The 15189-nt window shown below is 64.6% G+C and carries 17 protein-coding genes, 1 tRNA gene and 1 pseudogene; 12 read left to right on the top strand and 7 right to left on the bottom strand.

What is annotated here, in order from left to right:
* Positions 1-33: 33 nt before the first annotated feature.
* The 4 genes from N2L00_RS00215 to N2L00_RS00200 all read left to right on the top strand — a co-directional run bounded on the left by N2L00_RS00215 (position 34) and on the right by N2L00_RS00200 (position 3125).
* Positions 34-786: a TIGR00266 family protein gene (locus N2L00_RS00215; protein ID WP_257794778.1), complete on the top strand. Its 753-nt coding sequence runs from the start codon at positions 34-36 to the stop codon at positions 784-786.
* A 162-nt stretch (positions 787-948) separates the two neighbouring features.
* Complete coding sequence (locus N2L00_RS00210; RefSeq protein ID WP_255862202.1) at positions 949-1884, top strand: thioesterase domain-containing protein; 936 nt, start codon at positions 949-951, stop codon at positions 1882-1884.
* A 15-nt stretch (positions 1885-1899) separates the two neighbouring features.
* A complete protein-coding gene (locus N2L00_RS00205) occupies positions 1900-2802 on the top strand; it encodes a Ku protein (RefSeq protein ID WP_255765542.1) in 903 nt (300 codons plus the stop codon).
* Positions 2803-2807: 5 nt separating this feature from the next.
* Positions 2808-3125: a hypothetical protein gene (locus tag N2L00_RS00200; protein WP_255765541.1), complete on the top strand. Its 318-nt coding sequence runs from the start codon at positions 2808-2810 to the stop codon at positions 3123-3125.
* Positions 3126-3156: 31 nt separating this feature from the next.
* Here the strand turns inward: N2L00_RS00200 and N2L00_RS00195 are convergent, their stop codons facing one another.
* Both N2L00_RS00195 and N2L00_RS00190 read right to left on the bottom strand, forming a co-directional pair.
* Positions 3157-3396 (bottom strand): DUF2630 family protein, encoded by a 240-nt coding sequence (locus N2L00_RS00195; RefSeq protein ID WP_255765540.1) that lies wholly within the window; start codon positions 3394-3396, stop codon positions 3157-3159.
* A 57-nt stretch (positions 3397-3453) separates the two neighbouring features.
* Positions 3454-3957 carry a DUF4383 domain-containing protein gene (locus N2L00_RS00190; protein WP_255765539.1) on the bottom strand — a complete coding sequence of 168 codons (504 nt, stop codon included), beginning with the start codon at positions 3955-3957 and terminating at the stop codon, positions 3454-3456.
* 130 nt (positions 3958-4087) lie between these two features.
* Between N2L00_RS00190 and N2L00_RS00185 the strand changes: the two genes are divergently transcribed.
* Entirely contained in the window at positions 4088-4885 is a 798-nt protein-coding gene (locus tag N2L00_RS00185) for an SDR family oxidoreductase (protein ID WP_255862203.1), read from the top strand.
* A 1-nt stretch (position 4886) separates the two neighbouring features.
* A complete protein-coding gene (locus N2L00_RS00180) occupies positions 4887-6371 on the top strand; it encodes an FAD-dependent oxidoreductase (RefSeq protein WP_255862204.1) in 1485 nt (494 codons plus the stop codon).
* Between the two features lie 223 nt (positions 6372-6594).
* On the opposite strand, the pseudogene N2L00_RS00175 reads toward N2L00_RS00180, so the two are convergent.
* Positions 6595-7038 (bottom strand): annotated as a pseudogene (locus tag N2L00_RS00175) (SRPBCC family protein); the annotation flags it as partial.
* Positions 7039-7310: 272 nt separating this feature from the next.
* On the opposite strand from N2L00_RS00175, the gene N2L00_RS00170 reads away from it, so the two are divergent.
* The gene (locus tag N2L00_RS00170; RefSeq protein WP_255862205.1) at positions 7311-7808 is read left to right on the top strand and encodes a Dps family protein; all 498 of its coding nucleotides are present in this window, start codon (positions 7311-7313) and stop codon (positions 7806-7808) included.
* Positions 7809-7906: 98 nt separating this feature from the next.
* On the opposite strand, the gene N2L00_RS00165 is transcribed toward N2L00_RS00170, so the two are convergent.
* A complete protein-coding gene (locus N2L00_RS00165) occupies positions 7907-8611 on the bottom strand; it encodes a FadR/GntR family transcriptional regulator (protein ID WP_255765535.1) in 705 nt (234 codons plus the stop codon).
* Between the two features lie 261 nt (positions 8612-8872).
* Here N2L00_RS00165 and N2L00_RS00160 point away from each other — a divergent pair, with 261 nt between their 5' ends.
* The 3 genes from N2L00_RS00160 (at position 8873) to N2L00_RS00150 (ending at position 12059) form a co-directional block, all read left to right on the top strand.
* Positions 8873-9391 carry a gluconokinase gene (locus N2L00_RS00160; protein WP_255765534.1) on the top strand — a complete coding sequence of 173 codons (519 nt, stop codon included), beginning with the start codon at positions 8873-8875 and terminating at the stop codon, positions 9389-9391.
* A 114-nt stretch (positions 9392-9505) separates the two neighbouring features.
* A complete protein-coding gene (locus N2L00_RS00155) occupies positions 9506-10282 on the top strand; it encodes a metal-dependent hydrolase (RefSeq protein ID WP_255862206.1) in 777 nt (258 codons plus the stop codon).
* Between the two features lie 46 nt (positions 10283-10328).
* Complete coding sequence (locus N2L00_RS00150; RefSeq protein WP_255862207.1) at positions 10329-12059, top strand: sodium:proton antiporter; 1731 nt, start codon at positions 10329-10331, stop codon at positions 12057-12059.
* Between the two features lie 51 nt (positions 12060-12110).
* Here the strand turns inward: N2L00_RS00150 and N2L00_RS00145 are convergent, their stop codons facing one another.
* Positions 12111-12488: a VOC family protein gene (locus tag N2L00_RS00145; protein ID WP_227920447.1), complete on the bottom strand. Its 378-nt coding sequence runs from the start codon at positions 12486-12488 to the stop codon at positions 12111-12113.
* Positions 12489-12557: 69 nt separating this feature from the next.
* Positions 12558-13301 (bottom strand): LysR family transcriptional regulator substrate-binding protein, encoded by a 744-nt coding sequence (locus N2L00_RS00140; RefSeq protein WP_255862208.1) that lies wholly within the window; start codon positions 13299-13301, stop codon positions 12558-12560.
* An 80-nt stretch (positions 13302-13381) separates the two neighbouring features.
* On the opposite strand from N2L00_RS00140, the gene N2L00_RS00135 reads away from it, so the two are divergent.
* Complete coding sequence (locus N2L00_RS00135; RefSeq protein WP_255765744.1) at positions 13382-13744, top strand: DUF5997 family protein; 363 nt, start codon at positions 13382-13384, stop codon at positions 13742-13744.
* 161 nt (positions 13745-13905) lie between these two features.
* On the opposite strand, the gene N2L00_RS00130 is transcribed toward N2L00_RS00135, so the two are convergent.
* A tRNA-Leu gene (locus N2L00_RS00130) sits at positions 13906-13988 on the bottom strand.
* Positions 13989-14428: 440 nt separating this feature from the next.
* Between N2L00_RS00130 and N2L00_RS00125 the strand changes: the two genes are divergently transcribed.
* Positions 14429-15160 carry a DUF3662 and FHA domain-containing protein gene (locus tag N2L00_RS00125; protein WP_255765530.1) on the top strand — a complete coding sequence of 244 codons (732 nt, stop codon included), beginning with the start codon at positions 14429-14431 and terminating at the stop codon, positions 15158-15160.
* Positions 15161-15189 lie beyond the last annotated feature (29 nt).

Raw genomic sequence — 15189 nt, 5'->3', positions numbered from 1 at the left:
CGCCCGCTGCCGCCGCCGACTTGCCGGAGGCAAATGTGCGGGCGCGCCGGTCCATGGAACCCCGCACTTAGGATCAAGGCAGTTATATTCGCAGCGCAGGCCACTGAATCCCATATTTTTTATAAAGAGGTAATTGTGAAAGTAGAAATCCGCCACAGCCCGGCATACGCAGTAGCCCGCTGCTTCCTTGAACCCCACGAGGCAATAAAAGTGCAGCCGGGAGCAATGATGGCGCATTCCTTCGGTGTAACGCTCGTGGCAAAGGCTGACGGCGGCTTTATGAAAGGCCTGGGGAAAATGATCGGCGGGGAGAGCTTCCACACCACCGTTTTCACCGCCCCCGCCGAGGGCGGCTGGGTCGATGTCATTTCCGAGTCCGTCGGAGACGTGGTTTCCGTCGGGGTGGATAATGCAACGGGCTTCCGCTTGACGAAGGGAGCGTGGCTGGCGAACGACGGGAACCTCGACGTCGGCCCGGACGCCTCCCTGAACGGCATGTTTGCCGGTTCGGGCCTGGTGGTGCTGAAGGTCAGCGGCCAGGGCAACCTCTTGGTTTCCTCCTACGGCGCATTGGACGTTGTATCCCTGAAAGCAGGGGAAGGCTTCACCCTGGACACGGGGCACCTCGTGGGCTGGGAGTCGAGTATCCAGATGAGGACGCGCAAGGCGGCCGGCATCTTCAACTCGCTGAAGAGCGGCGAAGGCCTGGTGGTTGATCTGCAGGGGCCCGGCGACGTGATTATGCAGACCCGCGTTTTCAGTCCCGTGGCTGCCGTTCCCCGCTGACGCTCCTGCACAGCCTCCCGGGCCGTGCCAAGCCACCCGGATTCCGTCCTTCCCTCCCCTTCGCTGGCGGCCGGGACTGCGGCATGTGAAAGTGTCCCTATCGGGCCGAAACCGCTGCCTTGCGCGGTCGGTGAAGGTGCCGCCGCAACGAAGGAGGCAGCCATGGATCCCGCACCCCTCGGACCACCGGAGAAACCCGGAACGCTGGTTTTCCTGCCGGGCACCGGCCAGCCCAATCCGCAGCTCGCGGACCGGATCCGGGAGCAGATGGCAGCGGTGCCGGGATTGTCCGATTACCGGGTGCTGGCGGTCGACTGGGCCGCCGCCGCACCCGACAATGTCAGCTTTGTCCCGGCATTGCCCCCGCGGTATGTCGCCGACGATCCGCCCGGAGTGACCGATACGTCCTTGGCCCTGGCCCTTTTCGGCATGGACCTGGGAGCGGCTGATCCGCTGAAACAGGCCTCCAGCACCGGTGCCCCGCCGGCGCGCCCTGACGCGGCATTCCTGGGCGAGACGCTGCAGGATCTGGTCCTGGGTGTGCTCACGGAGGCGGGGATCCGGCACCGGATCCGCCTCACCGACGCCGCGGGCAGCTTCTTCGGCAAGGTTGCCTTCTATCTGCGCCACGGTCCGGCTGCCTGTGCCCGCATTGCGGACACCCTGCGCAGCACGGACCAGGACGCACCTGTCGTATTGTTCGGCCACAGCCTCGGCTCCGTGGCAGCTGTCGACCTGCTCAGTTCCCCCGAAGCGGACGGCATCCGCGTGGATTTGCTGGTGACCGTGGGCTCGCAGGCGCCGTGGTTCTACCTCCTCGATGCCCTCGCCTATCTCGGTCCAGTCCGCGGCGGTTCAGGGCCCGCAGTCCCCTGGTTGAATTTCTGGGACGAGCGCGACCTGATCTCCTTCTGCGCCGAACGCGTGTTTGCCGGCCGGGAGGTGAACGTGACCGACAGCGAAGTGGACTCCGGCAAACCCTTTCCCGAATCCCATACCGCCTATTTTTCCGATCCGCGTGTGTACCGGCAGCTGTGGGAGCATCTGCGGGAGGCACGCGCAGACAAACCCGGCTCTGGCAACGGAACCGGAATCTAGTGTTCACTGGACTACATGAGAGCGATCTGGAAAGGCGCCATTGCGTTTGGGCTGGTCAACGTGCCGGTCAAGGTTTATGCCGCCACCGAGGACCACGACGTCAGCCTTCACCAGGTGCATGGCAAAGACGGCGGGCGCATCCGCTACCAGCGCCGCTGCGAGATCTGCGGCGAGGTGGTGGAATACAAGGACATCGCAAAGGCGTACGACGACGGCGAGCAGACGGTGGTCCTTACCGACGAGGATCTGGCCTCCCTTCCCGTGGAGAAAAGCCGGGAAATCGACGTCGTGGAATTCGTGCCCAGCGAGCAGGTGGATCCCATCCTGTTTGACCGGACGTACTATCTGGAGCCGGACTCCAAATCGACGAAGTCCTACGTGCTGCTGCGCCGCACCCTTGAGGACACCGACCGCACGGCTATCGTCCAGTTCTCGCTCCGGCAGAAGAGCCGGCTGGGTGCCCTGCGCGTACGCGGTGACGTGCTGACCCTCCAGACCCTGCTGTGGGAGGACGAGGTCCGGGAGGCCACCTTCCCCTCCCTCGACGAAAAGGTGCGGATTTCCGCCAAGGAGCTGGAGATGTCCTCGGCCCTCGTGGATTCCTTCAGCGGGGACTTCGATCCTTCCGAATTCACCGACGATTACCAAGAGCAGCTCAAAACCCTGATCGATGCCAAGCTCGAACAGGGAGAATCGCTCGACACGGAGGAGACCTTCGGCGGAGAATCCGAGGAGGACGAGGGCGGCAAGGTCCTGGACCTCATGGAGGCGCTGCGGCGGAGCGTAGAGAAGAACCGCGATAAAAAGAGCGGCACCGACAGTAAAAGCACCAAAGAGGACGGCACCAAGAAGGCTCCCGCCAAAACCGCGAACTCCAAAGGCACCAAAAGCACAGCCAAAACCCGGAAAGGCGCCTGACCGCTATGGCATCTCGCAATTTCTTCACGGACCGGTTCGGCCGGCAGACTGTTTTCAAGGTGCCCAACGGGCCGCTCATCGGCTGGGGCCTGTTTGGCGTGGCGTCCATGATGGCACTGACGCCCAGGAACGCCGGGCTGCTTAAGACCCTCAGCAAAGGCTGCCTGATGGTCTGGGCCCTTGGGGAGACCTTCCGAGGTGACAGCGGCTTCCGGCGCAGCATCGGTGCCGCCACCCTGCTGCACCAGGTCGCCGGCCCGGCAGACCGGGAAGCTGAAGCCGGCACGCCGAAAATGTCCGTCAGCAGCCGGCAGCAGCACTAGTCCGCTCGGGGCCGGCCGTACGGGATGGTCCCTACTGGCGGTATCCCTCGACTTCACCCACGGGCCGTTCCTGCGCCTCATCCGGGTTCTGCCCGGCGTCGGCCTTGGCCCGCCGCTGGCGGAGAAGGTCCCAGTACTGGTCCAGCTGTTCCTCCACCCGCCTGAGTTCCGCGGCGTGCTTCTCGGGTTCCGCACCCGGATCCGTCTCCCGCAGGGACTGCTCCTGCGCTACGAGTTCCTGGATCCGGTGCTGGATTTCCTGTTCGTCCATGGCTCCAACGCTAACCGGGGCGGGCGGCGGATTCCAGCATCGGACGCGGCAGCCCGGCTAGTTGGGAACTGATCCTTCACCGGGGTTCGGGTTGCTGCGGTACGAGCTCGGTTCGCTCTCACGTCCCAGGAAGATACCCAGCAGGATCATCACCACTGCCAGCACTGCGTGCAGCCAATTGTCCGCCGTGTTGAAGGGAACGAAGTTGGCGTCCGACTCCAGCGGGATGAGCAGCCCGTAAATGAAGAGCAGGGCGTAGAGGATGCCTCCTCCCAGCAAATAGAGCTTGGCCGAGGAGTGCTTTCGCGCCAGGGCCAGCCCGGCGAAGCCCAGCAGCATGTGGACCACGTTGTGGAGCACCGAGACCTGGAATATGCCCAGAAGTGCGGCTTCGGATGCGTAACCCGAGAAGTAAAGCTGGCTGTAATTGATGGTGGCCCCGGGAATGAACCCCAGGACTCCGATAAGCAGGAAAACAATCCCGAATGCAATTGCGGCTTTCTGCGCATTGGTCCTGCGCGCCGAGAGACCGCCGCTGGAACTGTAGCTGGGGTATGCCATGATGACTCCTCTGCTCCGCAGCACCGGAGAACCGGACCGGGAGGATTCGGTGATCAGGGCTTTAAACTGTTGCACAATTGGGGCAAGGTGGGAAGCATGCTGACTTTCCAGGACCATGAGGGGGTACCAGATGGGGTTTGCGCCTAAAACGGCAATAGTCACGGGGTCTGATTCCGGCATAGGACGCGCCGCCGCCGTAGCACTGGCCAAGGCGGGAATGGATGTGGGCATCACCTGGCATTCGGATGAACAGGGTGCCATGGACACTGCTGAGGAGGTCCGTTCGCACGGCCGCACCGCCGTCGTCGCCCATCTGGACACCACCGATCTCCCAGGGTGCGCGGACGTTGTGGATTCCCTGGCGGAGAAACTGGGCGGCCTGGACGTGTTCGTCAACAACTCGGGGACCGGGGACGGGCAGAAGTTCCTGGAGCTGGGCTATGACGCCTGGCGCACCACCCTGGACACCAACCTCAGCGGGGCCTTTGTCTGCCTGCAGCGGGCAGCTCAGCGCATGGTCGCGGCCGGCAACGGCGGCCGGCTGATCGCCGTCACCAGCGTCCACGAACTCCAGCCACGAGTGGGCGCCGCGGCGTATACCGCGTCCAAGCACGGCCTCGGCGGGCTGATCAAGACCATCGCCCTGGAGCTGGGCAGCTACGGGATCACGGCCAATTCGGTGGCGCCCGGGGAAATCGCCACACCCATGACGAGGCAGACGGACTCCGACCCGCAGGCCGAGGACCGCCCCGGCATTCCGCTGGGCCGGCCCGGCTATGCCACCGAGATTGCCGACGTCGTGGCCTTCCTGGCTTCACCGGCGTCGTCCTACGTCACGGGGGCCTCCTGGGCCGTCGACGGCGGCATGCTCCAGATGGGACCGCAGGGCGGCTCCCACATCACTTCGTCAGCTTGGCGGGAAGGATAACTTGAAATCTCTATGGCTCGATACCGCGCCCGTTATACCCTCTGATCCCTTCGACCCCGAGGCGTCCTACGACACCGTGGTGGTCGGCGCCGGACTCACCGGCCTCACCACGGCAGCCCTGCTGGCACGCAGCGGACAGCGCGTGGCCATCCTGGAAGCACGCACGGTAGGTGCGGTCGCTACAGGCAACACCACGGCCAAGGTTTCCCTCCTGCAGGGAACACAGCTGTCCAGCATCACGTCGCACCATAACGCGGAGACTGCCCGCCAGTATGTGGAAGCCAACCGGCAGGGACAAAGCTGGCTGCTGCGCTTCTGCGACGAAAACGGGATTGGCTACGAGGTCCGGGACGCGTACACCTACGCCACCACCGAGCAGGGACTCAAGAGCCTGCGGAAGGAACACGAGGCAGCCAAGGCCGCCGGGCTCGACGTCGAGTTCACCACGGAGACCGAGCTTCCCTTTGAAACCACGGGCGCCCTGCGGCTTCGCGACCAGGCGCAGATCCAGCCGATGACGGTGCTGGCCGGCCTGGCCAAGGATTACCGCGCTCACGGCGGCACCCTGATCGAGGGCGTCCGGGTGACCGGCGCGCGCCACGAGGAGGGTGCCGGCATCAAGGTCGGAACCAGCCAGGGCGAGGTCACGGCGCGGCACCTGGTGCTGGCCACCGGCATCCCGATCCTGGACCGCGGCGGCTACTTTGCCGTCCTGAAACCCGAGCGTTCCTACGCAGTGGCCCTGCCGGTGACGGGAACGGTTCCGCAGGGCATGTATCTCTCCGTCGATTCGCCCACCCGCTCCCTGCGGACCGCGGAGGCAGACGGTATTTCCTACCTGCTCGCCGGGGGCAACGGGCACACGGTCGGGCGGAAAAAGCACACCCAGGAACTGGTGGACGATCTGGTGGACTGGACCGCGGAGAACTTCGCGGTGGCAAGCGCGGCCAGCTATGCCTGGTCGGCGCAGGATTACTCGCCGGCACGCAGCCTGCCCTACGTCGGGCAGTTGCCGCTGATGGGATCCAACATCTATGTAGCCACCGGTTACAACAAGTGGGGCATGACCAATGCCGTCGCGGCGTCTCTGGCCCTGAGCGCGGAGATTCTCGGCGGAGAGAACCCGTGGGCGCGCGAGCTGTACAAGCCCCGGGTGGCCCCGCTGGATGCCGCGTCCACCCTGCGTGACAACGCCGAGGTGGGGCTCTCCATGCTCACCGGCTGGGCCGCCGGACTGGTCAACAGCACCGACACGGCCCCGCCGGAGGGGCAGGGTGTGGTGTCCCGGGAGAACGGCAAGCCGGTGGGTACCTGCACCGTCGCAGGCGAGACCAGCCGGGTGTCGGCCGTGTGCCCGCACCTCAAGGGGGTCTTGAACTGGAACGACGCCGAACAGTCCTGGGATTGTCCGCTGCACGGCTCCCGGTTCACGGCCAAGGGAACGCTGCTGGAAGGTCCCGCGGTTAAGAACCTCGATCCCGCCTGATCTCCGGACCCGGTTTTAACCAAAGACTGCGGATGCCTTGCAGGCATCCGCAGTCTTTGCTTAACCAGCCGGGCAGCTAGAGGCCGGCCCGGGGTCCGCCGGATTCCGGGTCATCCATCGCCGGATCCGCGTCCGGGGCTGCCGCCAGCCGCGATGTGTCGGTGGAGGTAGGTCCTACGGGAGCCGTGCCGGCCGCGCCGGTGGCGGCATTACCGGGGGCGTCAACATTTCCCCGCCACGAACCCGTTTCCGATCCGCGGCTTTCAATGAATTCCTTGAAACGAGCGAGGTCGGCCTTGACCTGCCGGTCATCGGCGCCGACCACGGACCCCAGCTTCTCAACGATGTTTTCGGGATCCCAGTCCAGCTGGACGGTCACCCGGGTCTCGGCGTCGCCCAGGCGGTGGAACGTTACGACGCCGGCATGGGACTTTCCGTCCGTACTCTTCCAGGCGACCCGCTCATCCGGGTGCTGCTCGGTGATTTCCGTGTCGAATTCCCGCTCGACGCCGGCCACCTTGGTGACCCAGTGTGTGGTGGTGTCCGAAAGCTGGGTAATGGAGAGAACGCCGCCCATGAAGTGGGGGAAGGACTCGAACTGGGTCCACTGGTTGTAAGCGGTGGTAACCGGTACTGATACGTCGATTGACTCTTCTACGGTGGTCATGCTGTCCCTCCGGTAGTACGAATCCTGCCTTGGCCGGGCCGTTTCTCACAGGCCCCGTTTTCCTCACCGTACACAGGACGACAAGTCACTTCAACTGGAAGTAAGGTTGCTTATATTAGCTGTCCCGGGAACCGGTCCATTCTGTTCCGAGCTGCGTCCCGGGGTTAGGCTGGGGAACAATCCACCTGCCGGCGGCGCTGTGCACTGCAGTGTCCGGACTTTTTCCGGCAGGTGAGTCCAGTACTCATTTTTCGTCAATATCTGGAGGAAACATGAAGGCATCTGAAGAGCTGACCACCAACCTGCAGGCCGTCCTGGTGGACATGATCGAACTGCACCTGCAGGGCAAGCAGGCCCACTGGAACGTAGTAGGTAAGAACTTCCGGGACCTGCACCTGCAGCTTGACGAGATCATTGACGACGCGCGCATCTTCGCGGATGAACTGGCCGAGCGCATGCGTGCCCTCCGCGCCGTTCCGGACGGCCGAAGCGTGGCAGTGGCCAACGGCACCAGCCTGCCGCCGTTCCCCGCCGGACTGGTTGACACCCGCGATACCGTGACGCACGTGGTCGCCATGCTCGAGGCCGTCGTCAAGACCATGCGCGACGTGCACGACCAGGTGGACGAAGAGGATCCGACCACTGCGGACATCCTGCACGGCTTTATTGCCAAGCTGGAGCAGTACGCCTGGATGGTGGATGCCGAGAACATTTCCGCCACGGCAGAGGTAGTCACACCCGAAGACAGCAACCTGAAACCGACCCGCTAGGACTCCGGCTTCCGGGCCGGCGTATCCCTTTTCCACGGGGTGCGCCGGCCTTTGCCGTCCCCCGCACTGCCGGCAGCCAGCTACGCCCAGTGGCTCGGCTAACCCGCGATCGCCTGCCGTACTTCTTCCAGTAGATCCATCATGTGCGCCAGCGCGGCAGCGCCGTCGCCGGCGGCGACGGCGTCCGCCACCAGCACATGCCCCCGGAGGGCAGCCTCGCTCGGGTTCGCCGGCATCATGCCCTGCCGGGTGCGGCCGGTAAGCACTTCGGCAACCACGTCCTGAAGCGAGGCGAACATGTCGTTGCCGCTGGAACGCAGCAGCAACGTATGGAATTCAATATCGGCCTGCAGGAACTCATCCAGCTCCCCCGCTTCGCCGAGCCTTCGAAGCTCCGCGGCCAGCTCCACCATCCGGTCCCGCTCAGCTGGTGCCGCGTGACTGGCTGCGGCCGCCGCGGCTACCGGCTCCACCCCCACCCGCAGTTCGGTCAGGGTGCGGAACTGCTCCGCCCGGCCCGGCCCGGCCAGGCGCCACTTGATGATCCGCGGATCGAACACATTCCACAGCTGGGGTTCCTGCACCACAATGCCGACCCGGCGCTTGGAATACACCAGGTTCATGGACTCGAGGATCCGCATGCAGTCGCGGACCACGGTTCGGGAAACTCCGAACTCCTGCTGCAGCCCGTCAAGCGTGAGCCGGTCCCCCGGGGCAAGCACGCCGGAGGTTATGTCCTGGCCCAGGACCTCGATGATCCGGGCGTTCAGGACCGCGGCCGGCGGGCCGGCATGTTCGTTCATATCCGCATCTTTCCAGCTACGTTCCTTTGTATATTCCCTAGAATGCATATGAGTGGGGGCGCCTAATCGGCGGGGATACCGCTGAGACCGGCCACCCGCCCCCTGCTTCAGCCTAGCCTCCGAGGCCCGCCTTTGATCAGCCGCCAACGGTGCCCCGATTCATCCGGTCCCGCTCCATCAGTTGGTGATACCTTTGTGCTCAGAAGTTCGGGTCAGCAAACCGGTCCGAACCCGCGACAACGGCGTCCCAAGGAGATTTCAATGTCCCAAACTGCACAGCACCTCGTCATCATGGGTGTTGCCGGATCGGGCAAAACCACCATCGCCAACCTGCTTTCCAAACGGCTCGGATGGATTGCCGCAGAGGCTGATGAGTTCCATCCGGCCGTTAATATTGCCAAGATGTCCGCCGGCGTCCCCCTGGACGACGACGACCGTTGGCCGTGGCTCTACGCCATCCGCGACTGGATGGGTGTCCAGGCGGAAAACGGCCGGTGCACCATCGTCACTTGTTCCGCGTTGAAACGCACGTACCGGAACGTCCTTGCGCAGGCAACCGGGGACGTTACGTTCGTCCACCTGGACGGGAGCAGCGAGGTGCTTGCCGAACGCATGAAAACCCGAAGCGGACATTTCATGCCGCCGTCCTTGCTTCCCTCGCAGTTGAGCACGTTGGAGCCGCTTTCACTGGACGAGGCCGGTATCCGGATTGAAATAACGGATTCTCCTGCGGAAATCGTGGAGGCCATTCTTAGGCACCTGGGATTCACAGTTGCCTAAGCACCTGTGACCTCGGCCCAAGGTGAACGCAGGCCCGAAGAAACCGTGGAAAAATAGGTAGCTTCAATAAACTCTTTTGGCGCCTGCACCGCCCTCTGGAAGGACTTTTCAACCATGATGGGTGGCCACCATGCCGCTAGCGGCGCTGCGGCCTGGGTTGCCGTCGCCTCCACCGCTCCCCACGCCTTCGGCTGGTATCCGGTGACGCCGCTCGGCGTCGTCACCGGCGCCCTGTTGACCGCCGGCGCTGCCCTGCTGCCCGATCTCGACCATCACAGCGGGACCATTGCCCATTCCCTTCCCCCGCTCACCAAAATCCTTGCCCGCTTTACGGAGGCCGTCAGCGGCGGTCATCGGCGCGGCACGCATTCCCTGCTCGGGCTGGCGGTCTTCGTGGCGCTGGCGACAGCACTGGGCAGGGTGACCACCGAGGTGCCGGTCTTCGGATCAGTGGCGGTGGGCGCGGGGATCCTGTCCGTCCTGCTGATGGGATTTGCCATCAAGGCGCTGAAAATTGCCGGCGGACCGGTTCGCAGCTGGTTCCTCGCCCTGGTTTTCTCGGGGTTCATTGCCGTCTATGCCCCGGAAAACAATGACTGGCTGCCGGTGGCGGTGGGCCTGGGCGTGGCAGTGCATATTGTCGGCGACCTCCTCACCCACCAGGGCGTAATGATCCTGTGGCCGCTGCGGATCAAACGCCCGCGATCCCTGGTCCGATTCCCTGTTGTCAGTAAGCTCTGGCGGAGCAGCGGCTGCTTCTCGCTGCCCCTGATCGGCGCGGCCGGCTCATGGCGGGAATGGGCCCTGATGGTGCCCGTGACCATTTACGCGATTTACGGCGTCACCGTGGACGGCATGACGGCGCTGACCGGCTGGTCCCCCTATACCTAGCCCTTCCGGGGACGGGAGCACACCCGGGCGGGACTAAAGTTGAAGTGTGGAACTGGCTCTTTTTGCTGTAGTGGGCGTTGCCGTCATTGTGACGGTTGCTGCCTTTTCCAAACGCCTCGGGATAGCTGCACCGCTGATCCTGGTGGTGGTGGGGCTGGCCCTTTCCTACACGCCGGGCGTGCCGGAGTTCTCCGTTCCGCACGAATGGATCCTGATGGGGGTGCTGCCCCCATTGCTCTATGCCGCCGCGGTGAACGTCCCCGTGGTGGACTTCCGGCGCAACATCGGTGCCATTTCCTCGTTGTCCGTCTTCCTCGTCCTGTTTTCGGCTTTTGCCACGGGGCTCCTCCTTTACCTGCTGCTGCCGGACCTGAACTTCGCCGCCGCGGTGGCACTGGGCGCCGTCGTCAGTCCGCCAGACGCCGTCGCTGCCACTTCGATCGGAAAGAAGCTGGGCCTGCCGCCGCGCCTGGTCACGGTGCTCGAAGGCGAGGGGCTGGTCAATGATGCCACCGCCCTGGTGCTGCTGCGCTCCGCCGTCGCCGCCTCCGCCGGGGGCCTGTCGAGCATCTGGGCCGGCATCGGCGACTTCGGTTTCGCGGTCGTCGTTGCCGTGATTGTCGGCCTGCTGGTAGGCGCGGCCACGGTCTATGTCCGATCGAAACTCTCCGATCCGGTCCTGGACACGGCAATCTCCTTTGTGGTTCCCTTCATTGCCTTCATTCCGGCGGAGGAAGCCGGGGCCTCGGGGGTCCTCGCCGTGGTCGTGGCCGGGCTGTACACCGGGCACCGCAGTGCCTCAGCGCTGACGGCGCAGGCCCGGATCAATGACAGCATCAACTGGCGGACCATCCAGTTCCTATTGGAAAACGGCGTTTTCCTCCTAATGGGACTCGAACTGCGGCATCTGGTGGAGAACATCGACGCCAGCCTCCTCCCGGTCCTCGATGCCGTACTGATCGGCCTGGCAACCACCGTGCTGCTGATCCTGCTGCGCTTCGCCTGGGTTACTCCGCTGATCTACCTGCTGCGGCTGAAGGTCCGTCACCAGGAACGGCGGACCAAGCGGTTCCGGCTGGGCCTGGACCGGATCAAGGCTGGCGGGCTGAACGACGATCGGCAGCGCAGGCGGCATCGGCGGGCCGAGCTGCTCTACCTCCGCCGCCGGGCCGACGTCGAGCAACTCGGCCGCGAGGGTTTGGGCTGGCGCGGCGGCATGGTGATCTCCTGGTCCGGTATGCGGGGCGTGGTGACCCTCGCCGCGGCCCAGTCCCTGCCGGAGCAGACCCCGTACCACGAGCAGCTGGTGCTGATCGCTTTCACGGTGGCCGTGGCAACCCTGCTGCTGCAGGGCGTCACCCTGCCGTGGCTGATCCGCCTCCTGGGGGTTCAGGGCCGGGATGTGGCATCGGACCAGAGGGAGCTGGCCAAGCTGCTGGACGAGCTCAGCGGTGCCGGGCTCAGCGTCCTGGAGCAGCCTGCGCAATGCCCGGGCGTACGCCGGGAGGTGGACCCGGATGTCGTCGAAAGGGTCCGCCAGAGCACCTTCCTCCGCAGCGAACTGGCCTGGGAACGGGTACGTGCACTCGGAGAAAACGAGGATCCGACGCCGCAGCTCCAATACCGCGTACTGCGCCGCGCCGTCGTCGAGGCCGAACGGGACCAGTTGCTGCTGGCCCGCCGTGAGGGACGCTATGCGTCCCGAACCCTTTCGGAGGCGCAGCGGCTGCTGGACCTGGAGGAATCCCGCCTGCGCCCGCGGCTGGGGGAACGCTAGCGGGGGTACTCCCAGGCGCTGGACGGCGGTCTGGGCACCGCCACCCCCGCGTTAGTCCTGGTGAAGCTGGAGGTAGTTGCCGCAGCCGTCGTCGAAAACCGCCTGGGCGCCCGTCGAATCAAGGGTGGGTTCACCGAGGAACTGGACGCCGAGCCCCGATAACCGCTCATACTCCGCCTGCACATCCGGTACGCCAAGCACCAGCACGGGCAGCTGCTCCCGGTACAGCCCCGTCCGGTACGCTTCGGCAACCGGGTTGTCGCTGGGTTCGAGCAGCAGCCCCGGACCACCCGGATCTTCAGGCGAACAGACAATGAACAGGTTGTACTCCGGCATGGCCATCAAGGGTTCCAGGCCAAGGGTGCCCGTGTAGAACTCGTAGGCACGTTCCGGGTCGACCACATGGATGCCGCTCATTTTGATCCGCATCTGCGAAAGGGTACCTCCGGCCCCGGCCGGTGTCAGCAGTGCCGGATCGGCTGTGGAATCAACGGTGCTTCAACGGCTGCGGCGCGGTTTGCCGTTCTTGCCTGCGCCTTTTCCCTTGCCTGCGGGACGCCCGCCGGACTTTGCCGCGGGCTTGGCTGCGCTCCGGGCCTGGCGCTCCTTGGTCCGCTTCTTGGCCGAGGACTTCTGTTCAGCCTGGATGGAGGGCTGGCGGGAGCTGTTCGCGGTCCGTCCCCGCACCACCCCGATGAACTCTTCGATGTCCGGCTCGTCCCGGTCCTGCAACCAGGCAATTCCGATCCGTGTTGCCGGAACACCGTTCACGGGCCGCGCTGCAACGTCCTTCCGGGAGTGCAGGCGGGCTACGGACATGGGGAGGATCACAACACCGCTGCCGGCGGCAGCCACCTCGAGGGCGACGGCGGCCCCGCCCATCTCGTCAATGTCCAGGATCGTCTCGCCGTCGAGATCGGCGAGGTCGACGGCGTCGAAGGCCGCCAGCGGGTGCTCCTTTGAGGCAGCGGCCACCGGCTGCTCTTCGTACAGCGGAATCACGTTCACACCGTCCGGGCGCGCGAAGCCTTCGGCGGGAATACGGATAAACGCCAGGTCCGCCCGGTTGGAGGCAAGTTCCTCCAGCGCTGCGGGCTCCTCACACTGGAACGTCCTCAGTTCCTGGTCCTGCCGTTCACGCCAGCGGGTGATCCATTTGCCCGGCGTCACGCCCGGTACATAGGCCACGGTCAGCGGCCGCGACGTCGCCCCCTGCAGGGATGCTGATGTGTCTGTGGGCATCAAAACACCTTAGCCCACCGGGAGGTGGCGCGGCGGGCGGATACCCTTGGAATATGACCACCGAGAAATCTCCCCAATCCATGAAGCCTGCCACGGCAGCCAAGAAGCTGGGCATCTATCTGCCCGCAGCGCCGCAGGATTTCCAGGACGGTCCTATTTCGCGGGCCCAATTCGACGAACTGCAGTCCAATCCGCCTGAGTGGCTCACCGAGCTGCGCCGCACCGGCCCGCATCCGCGACCCGTCGTGGCGCAGAAGCTCAACGTCTCGATCGGCGGTTTGACCCGCGCCGGCGTGACCGAGGCCCTGACCACCGAGGAAATCAAGGCACTGCTTGCCGAGCCTCCGGCCTGGCTGGTTGAGGAACGTGCGAGCTTTGCTGCCGTCCGTGCGGAAGCCCAGCGGGTAAAGGAAGCCGAAGCCAAGAAGGCGGAACGCGCCTAGGAGCTTCGGCTCGCCGGATTCGCAATACGCACATAAGGGAGGGGCTGCGCAGCTGCTGCGCGGCCCCTCCCTTTGTCCGTCTCCCCTGCTCCGGGGGATGACCACCCGGGACGCAAAAAAGAATGACCCCGGCCGTTTGGCCGGGGTCATTCTTTTCTATGTGCGCGAGGGGGGATTTGAACCCCCACGCCCTTTCGGACACTGGCACCTGAAGCCAGCGCGTCTGCCGTTCCGCCACTCGCGCATAAATGGTTTCCCGCGGCAACGCTGTGCGGACAATCTCACACGATCCAAGCGGATCCTGTCTGTGATCATTCGTTGCGTTTCCTCGGGAACAGCAGAATCAAGCATACCGGCATTTTGGCCAAACACCTAAACGGCCGCCGAGGCAACCTGAAAACCGCGCTGTTGCAAGGAATCGACGGCTGTTCCCCCGGCCACTCAGGGGACCGGTGTGAAGCGGCAACCGGCTTGGCACATCGGCCGCGCCGGAACGCGGGGCGCCGGGACGGCGGTAAGACAATTATCTGCCGTCACCAGTACTATCGAAGTGGACGTATGTACCTGTGCCCGCCGGAACCGGTCCCGAACCAGTCCCGGCGGATGATTCCGCCCGCACCCCGGTGCCCGGGCAGGTACTGCAGACGAGGCAATTCACTGGACAGGACACGGAAGGAGACGAACTTGGGCATACTCGACAATGTCGAACGCGGCATCGAAAAGATTGTTCGTGGTGCTTTCGCGTCCGGTTCGTCCGGCCGTGTTGAACCGCTGGAGCTTGCCATCGCACTCCGCAAGGAACTGGATCAGCATTCCATGGTCCTGGGCCAGGGCCGGACCCTGGCACCGAATGTCTTTACTGTGCGGCTATCCACCTCGGACTTCACCCAGGCACAGAAGTGGGGCGCACCCCTGGCTGAAGAGCTCTGCGACGTGGTTATTAAGCACGCACGCAGCCAGTCCTACACACTTCAGGGCCCGGTACGGGTTTCGTTTACCCGCGATTCCTCCCTTAAGGCAGGGGTACTTGAAGTGGATTCATCCACTGAAAAGTCCCCCTCGGCCCAAGCCCGGATGCCCTCTCCTCCTGCACCCCGGCAGGGACCATCGGCTCGTATGCAGCCCGTCCTGGACGTTGACGGCCAGCGCTACACCCTCAACGCCCCCTCAGTGGTTCTGGGGCGCTCCTCCGAAGCCGACATCCTCGTGGACGACACCGGTGTTTCGCGCCGCCATCTGGAGATCCGTACCGAGAACGGTGCCAGCCGTGCAATCGACCTGGGGTCCACCAACGGCAGCTTCGTCAACGGCCAGAAAGTTCAAGGTGAAGCAGTGCTTACCGACGGATCCACAATCACCATGGGACGCACCCGAATCGTCTTTCGGCTGCTGCCTGTCCGGACCGGGGGACGTTAGTGCTCAGCGAATTAACTGAAACACTCCTG

It is taken from the genome of Arthrobacter sp. zg-Y1171 (genome assembly GCF_025244845.1).
GTDB lineage: Bacteria > Actinomycetota > Actinomycetes > Actinomycetales > Micrococcaceae > Arthrobacter_B.
The sequence above is the reverse complement of the archived record's forward strand: the minus strand, read 5'-3'. Positions and strand labels throughout refer to the sequence as shown.

Bases quoted from the DNA above. Each gene is read 5' to 3' on its own strand.
- N2L00_RS00215 (WP_257794778.1), top strand. From the start codon at position 34: ATGTGCGGGCGCGCCGGTCCATGGAACCCCGCACTTAGGATCAAGGCA.
- N2L00_RS00210 (WP_255862202.1), top strand. From the start codon at position 949: ATGGATCCCGCACCCCTCGGACCACCGGAGAAACCCGGAACGCTGGTT.
- N2L00_RS00205 (WP_255765542.1), top strand. From the start codon at position 1,900: ATGAGAGCGATCTGGAAAGGCGCCATTGCGTTTGGGCTGGTCAACGTG.
- N2L00_RS00200 (WP_255765541.1), top strand. From the start codon at position 2,808: ATGGCATCTCGCAATTTCTTCACGGACCGGTTCGGCCGGCAGACTGTT.
- N2L00_RS00195 (WP_255765540.1), bottom strand. From the start codon at position 3,396: ATGGACGAACAGGAAATCCAGCACCGGATCCAGGAACTCGTAGCGCAG.
- N2L00_RS00190 (WP_255765539.1), bottom strand. From the start codon at position 3,957: ATGGCATACCCCAGCTACAGTTCCAGCGGCGGTCTCTCGGCGCGCAGG.
- N2L00_RS00185 (WP_255862203.1), top strand. From the start codon at position 4,088: ATGGGGTTTGCGCCTAAAACGGCAATAGTCACGGGGTCTGATTCCGGC.
- N2L00_RS00170 (WP_255862205.1), top strand. From the start codon at position 7,311: ATGAAGGCATCTGAAGAGCTGACCACCAACCTGCAGGCCGTCCTGGTG.
- N2L00_RS00165 (WP_255765535.1), bottom strand. From the start codon at position 8,611: ATGAACGAACATGCCGGCCCGCCGGCCGCGGTCCTGAACGCCCGGATC.
- N2L00_RS00160 (WP_255765534.1), top strand. From the start codon at position 8,873: ATGTCCCAAACTGCACAGCACCTCGTCATCATGGGTGTTGCCGGATCG.
- N2L00_RS00155 (WP_255862206.1), top strand. From the start codon at position 9,506: ATGATGGGTGGCCACCATGCCGCTAGCGGCGCTGCGGCCTGGGTTGCC.
- N2L00_RS00145 (WP_227920447.1), bottom strand. From the start codon at position 12,488: ATGCGGATCAAAATGAGCGGCATCCATGTGGTCGACCCGGAACGTGCC.
- N2L00_RS00140 (WP_255862208.1), bottom strand. From the start codon at position 13,301: ATGCCCACAGACACATCAGCATCCCTGCAGGGGGCGACGTCGCGGCCG.
- N2L00_RS00135 (WP_255765744.1), top strand. From the start codon at position 13,382: ATGAAGCCTGCCACGGCAGCCAAGAAGCTGGGCATCTATCTGCCCGCA.